This window comes from Synechococcus sp. R3-13, from assembly GCF_047462195.1.
Taxonomy (GTDB): domain Bacteria; phylum Cyanobacteriota; class Cyanobacteriia; order Thermostichales; family Thermostichaceae; genus Thermostichus.
This window is the reverse complement of the sequence record NZ_JANSIO010000026.1, coordinates 1-4,284: the sequence shown is the minus strand read 5'-3', so window position 1 is coordinate 4,284 and position 4,284 is coordinate 1. Positions and strand designations below refer to the sequence as shown.

General features: G+C 59.1%; 5 protein-coding genes. 3 read left to right on the top strand and 2 right to left on the bottom strand.

Annotated features, from left to right (window positions below; genetic code table 11):
* Positions 1-107: 107 nt before the first annotated feature.
* Complete coding sequence (locus NW856_RS00860) at positions 108-296, top strand: helix-turn-helix domain-containing protein (protein ID WP_414398623.1); 189 nt, start codon at positions 108-110, stop codon at positions 294-296.
* Positions 297-324: 28 nt separating this feature from the next.
* Here the strand turns inward: NW856_RS00860 and NW856_RS00855 are convergent, their stop codons facing one another.
* Positions 325-534: a TOBE domain-containing protein gene (locus tag NW856_RS00855; RefSeq protein WP_414373910.1), complete on the bottom strand. Its 210-nt coding sequence runs from the start codon at positions 532-534 to the stop codon at positions 325-327.
* Positions 535-792: 258 nt separating this feature from the next.
* Here NW856_RS00855 and modA point away from each other — a divergent pair, with 258 nt between their 5' ends.
* Positions 793-1,554, top strand: coding sequence for a molybdate ABC transporter substrate-binding protein (modA, locus tag NW856_RS00850; protein ID WP_414398622.1), 762 nt, complete (start codon positions 793-795; stop codon positions 1,552-1,554).
* A gap of 23 nt (positions 1,555-1,577) precedes the next feature.
* Positions 1,578-3,365: a molybdate ABC transporter permease subunit gene (gene modB / locus NW856_RS00845; RefSeq protein WP_414398620.1), complete on the top strand. Its 1,788-nt coding sequence runs from the start codon at positions 1,578-1,580 to the stop codon at positions 3,363-3,365.
* 16 nt (positions 3,366-3,381) lie between these two features.
* On the opposite strand, the gene cobJ is transcribed toward modB, so the two are convergent.
* On the bottom strand, positions 3,382-4,284 hold a 903-nt coding region (gene cobJ, locus NW856_RS00840), incomplete at its 5' end, for a precorrin-3B C(17)-methyltransferase (protein ID WP_414398618.1).

The following is a 4,284-nucleotide window of genomic DNA, read 5'->3' as shown; positions in this document are numbered from 1 at the left end:
AATCGGGATCTCGGCGGCAGCGTAGGGCAAAGTCTGCGCCTGTTGCAACAGACTCGGATCTCCCTGGCCCTCCCGAAAACCCAAAAGACTTCCCCTCAAGCAAAGCTTTGCGTGGAGCGGATATCTCGGCGGCACGCCAGCAAAAGGGAATCAGCCAGCGGGAATTGGCCCAGAGGCTGGGGCGCAGCCAGAGCTGGGTGCGGGATGTAGAGAATGGGCGGCTTCAGATCAGCCTAAACGATCGCCAGCGCCTTATCAAAGCCCTGTATTTGGATCCCAGGCAACAGCAAGTCTAGGCCAGTCACTCAATTTGCTAATCCACCACTAATCCACGGCGATGACCACATCTGAGGCTTTAATGGCAGCATACGCTTCTTTTCCAACTGCTATACCCAACCGTTCGGCAGAGTGCTTAGAAATAATGGCTGTTATTTCTATGCCTGGTGCAACTTCCAGAACAATTTCGGCATTGACCATGCCCACCTGGAAGCTTTTTACAGTTCCTTTAAACAAGTTGCGAGTGCTGATTTGCATGATTTCTCCTTTGTTGAACACTTAAAGCAACAGGGGTGTTGACCAAACTGAACAAGAAGGGATCTCGGCAGATGGCCATTCAACATTGGTTTCAATACTATCAGATGCTTATCGTTGTCTCTGGGGAGGAATGGCTGCCGATAGTCTAGGTGTGTATCTACAGATACAAATTACAACCCAATTCCGACAGTCAAAAGCACCGAACCATTGGCGGATTTTCCTGTTCTGAGAGTTGTCACGGGTCAAAGAAAAATGGCTATGAAACGAAGAACTGCAATGTTATTCCTAGGGATCCTGGCCGCTCTGGCTTTGAGGTGGGGGTCGGCTCCCGGCTTGGCGCAATCTCAGCCCATTTTGGTGGGGGCTGCGGTGAGCTTGCAACCGGCTTTAACGGAAATCGACCGGTTGTTCACCGCCCGCTATCCCGACATCAAGGTTGAGTACAACTTCGCCAATTCCGGCTCTCTCCAGCAACAGGTGGAGCAGGGGGCTCCTTTGGACGTGGTATTTTTCGCAGCCGCCTCTTTTATGGACGCCCTTGCCCAGCAAAACCTGCTGGTGGAGGGATCCCGGCGAGATCTTCTCAGCAACCGCATGGCTTTAATTGTGCCTGCCAATGCCAGAACCAAGGTTCAGGATTTTGCCGACTTGGTGGCGGAAGAGATCCGGGTTCTGTCCATTGGGGATCTGCAGGCCATGCCCGCCGGACGCTATGCCCAGGAAATTCTCACCGAGGCGGGGGTGTTTGAGACGCTGCGGCCCAAGATGGTGTTTGCCAGCACGGTGCGGGAAATTTTGACGGCGGTGGAGCAGGGCAATGCCGACGCCGGGATCCTGTTTACCTCGGATGCTCAGCTTTCGGATCGGGTGCGGGTGGTGGCTACGGCGGATCCCATTACGCCGATTGTCTATCCGGTGGCCTTGGTGCACGATACTCCCGCCGGACAGTCTTACTTGGAGTTTTTGACCTCAGGGGAAGCGGCAGAGGTGTTTGTGAAGTACGGCTTTATCCGCCTGTAAGGGATCCCTCTGCAATTGCCCAGATGAGCGACTACGACCTGTCTCCGCTGTGGATCTCGTTGCGGATTGCCAGCTTAGCCACAGCTATCACCTTTGGGGTGGGGACGCTGGCAGCTTATGGGATGTTGCACTACCGAGGTCGGTGGCGCTCTCTCCTCGAGGCCATCTTATTGGCGCCGCTGGTGTTGCCGCCCACCATGGTGGGGTTCCTATTGTTGCTGCTATTTGGTCGGCGAACCCTTCTGGGACAACTTTTGGCCTCGCTGAACCTATCGGTCATCTTCACCTGGTATGCCGGGGTGATCACGGCAGTGGTGGTGGCCCTGCCCCTGATGTACCGCACGGCTTTGGGAGCTTTCCAGCAGATTGACCCGACGCTGGTGGCGGCAGCCCGCACGCTGGGGGCAAGCAGGGCCAAGATTTTTACGCAGGTGCTGATCCCTTTGGCCTTACCAGGGATCCTGGCGGGGATTACCCTCAGTTTTGCCCGCGCTCTGGGGGAGTTCGGCGCCACCTTGATGCTGGCAGGCAATATCCCGGGCCGCACGCAAACCCTATCCATGGCCATCTTCTTTGCCGTTCAGGCGGGGGACATGCGGGGGGCAGCCATTAGCTCGGCCTTGGTCTTGATGTTGTCCTTGGGGGTGATGACGGCAGTTAACCTTTGGTTTCAGCGACGGCCCTGGCAGCGACCTCCCTCTCGTCCTCTACAGGTTCTCACCAGAAGGGATCCGGATTTCTCAACTCCGGCCCCTCGCCTCTGGGTAGACATCTACAAGAAGCTGCCCCAGTTTGAGCTTCAGGCACAACTGAGCTGCGATGGGCGACCCCTGGGCTTGCTGGGGGCCTCTGGATCCGGCAAAAGCCTGCTTTTGCGCTGCATTGCCGGAATTGAAACCCCGGATGGGGGGCGCATTTTGCTCAACGAGCGGGCCCTGTTCGACGCCGAACAGGGGATCCGGCTGCCTCCGGCTCAGCGGCGGGTGGGGGTGATCTTCCAAAACTACGCTCTGTTTCCCCACCTCACCGTTGCCCAGAACATTGCCTTTGGGATCCCTGCGGGCTTGAGCGAGGCCGAAAAACAGGAGCGGATCCAGGCCCAGCTCCAGTTGGTCAAGCTGAAAGGCTGGGAAAACCGCTACCCCACCGAGCTCTCTGGAGGACAGCAGCAGCGGGTGGCCTTGGCGCGAGCGTTGGCTTCTGAGCCGGAGATCTTGCTGCTAGATGAGCCTTTTTCTGCTTTGGATGCCCACCTGCGCAGCCATCTGGAGCAGGAGATGGGGGAGATCCTAGCCGACTACAAGGGAGTCACGCTTTTGGTAACCCACAACATCGAGGAAGCCTTCCGCCTCTGCGGGGATCTGGCTGTAATGGAGCAGGGACGAATCATTGTCCAGGGGGACAAGCACCAGCTTTTTGAGGCTCCCCCCTGCCTCAGCGTGGCGCAACTGACGGGCTGCAAAAACATCTCTCGGGCCAGGCCCCTGGGCTCTCAGCGAGTGCTGGCCTTGGACTGGGGCTGTGAGCTGCAGGTACAGGGATCCCCAGCCGGAGAATACATCGCCATCCGCGCCCACCACCTCACCTTCCGGCCAGACGGGAGACTGCCCAACACGTTTCCCGCTTGGCTGGTGAAGTGGAGCGAGACCCCCCACCGGCTGACCCTCTTCTTTAAGCTGGGCAGCCCTCCTGCCCACAGCCAGGACTACCACCTGCAAGCCGAGGTGTGGCGGGAGCGCTGGCGAGAGGTGGAAGGTTGGGGATCCCCGTGGTGGCTGCAGTTGGATCCCCGGCATCTGAGGGTGTTTTGAGTCTGGAGCCCAGGAGTCAGGTGGGCTCGCCCAAGCGGTAGCCCCGCGGGGTAATCAGCCGCTCCCCATGGCGAAAGGTCTGGGAGTTGCCGATAAAGACCAGGGTGAGCATGTCCACCTCCTCTGGATCCAGCTCCCCTAGGGTGGTGAGGTGGAGAGTTTCGCCAGGGCGGTAGAGGTTGCGGGCCAAAGCCACAGGGGTATGGGCGGGCCGGGCCTGCAAAAAGATCTGCAGAGCCTTGAGGAAGGGATCCACCCGCTGCCGGGAGCGGGGGTTGTAAAGGGCCACCACAAAGTCCGCCTGGGCAGCCGCCTGCAGGCGTTTTGCAATCACTGGCCAGGGGGTAAGCAGATCCGAGAGGGAAATGGCGCAGAAGTCGTGCATCAGCGGAGCCCCCAGCCGGGCAGCAGCCGCCTGGAAGGCAGAGATCCCCGGCAGCACCTCCAGAGAAGGGCGGATCCCATCCCAGCCAGAGCGGACCAAGCACTCCAGCACCAAGCCCGCCATGCCGTAAATGCCGGCATCCCCCGAAGAAATCACCGCCACCTTCAGCCCCTGCTGCGCCCAAGCGATGGCCTGTTTGGCCCGCTGCAGCTCTTGGGTAATGGGAGAGGCCTCCCGGATTTGGCCGGGGTGCAAAAGGGGATCCACCAGATCCAGATAAAGCTGGTAGCCAACAACCACATCGGCCTGAGTTAAAGCCATACGGGCAGCCAAAGTCAATTGACCCAGATCCCCAGGACCAGTGCCGATGAGCCAGAGGTGGCCGCTGCGAGGGGAATACTCCTGCGCCGCGCGGGCAATGGCCAGGGTACAGGCCCCTTCGGTTTTCGAGGTGAAGACCTGCTTGGGGCAGAGGAGGGTTGCTCCCCCAAAGGGCTCTACCTTCTCCACAACACAGGATGGCCTCTCAGGAAC

Coding starts and splice junctions, on each gene's coding strand:
- modB (WP_414398620.1), top strand. CDS start 1,578: ATGAGCGACTACGACCTGTCTCCGCTGTGGATCTCGTTGCGGATTGCC.
- NW856_RS00855 (WP_414373910.1), bottom strand. CDS start 534: ATGCAAATCAGCACTCGCAACTTGTTTAAAGGAACTGTAAAAAGCTTC.
- modA (WP_414398622.1), top strand. CDS start 793: ATGAAACGAAGAACTGCAATGTTATTCCTAGGGATCCTGGCCGCTCTG.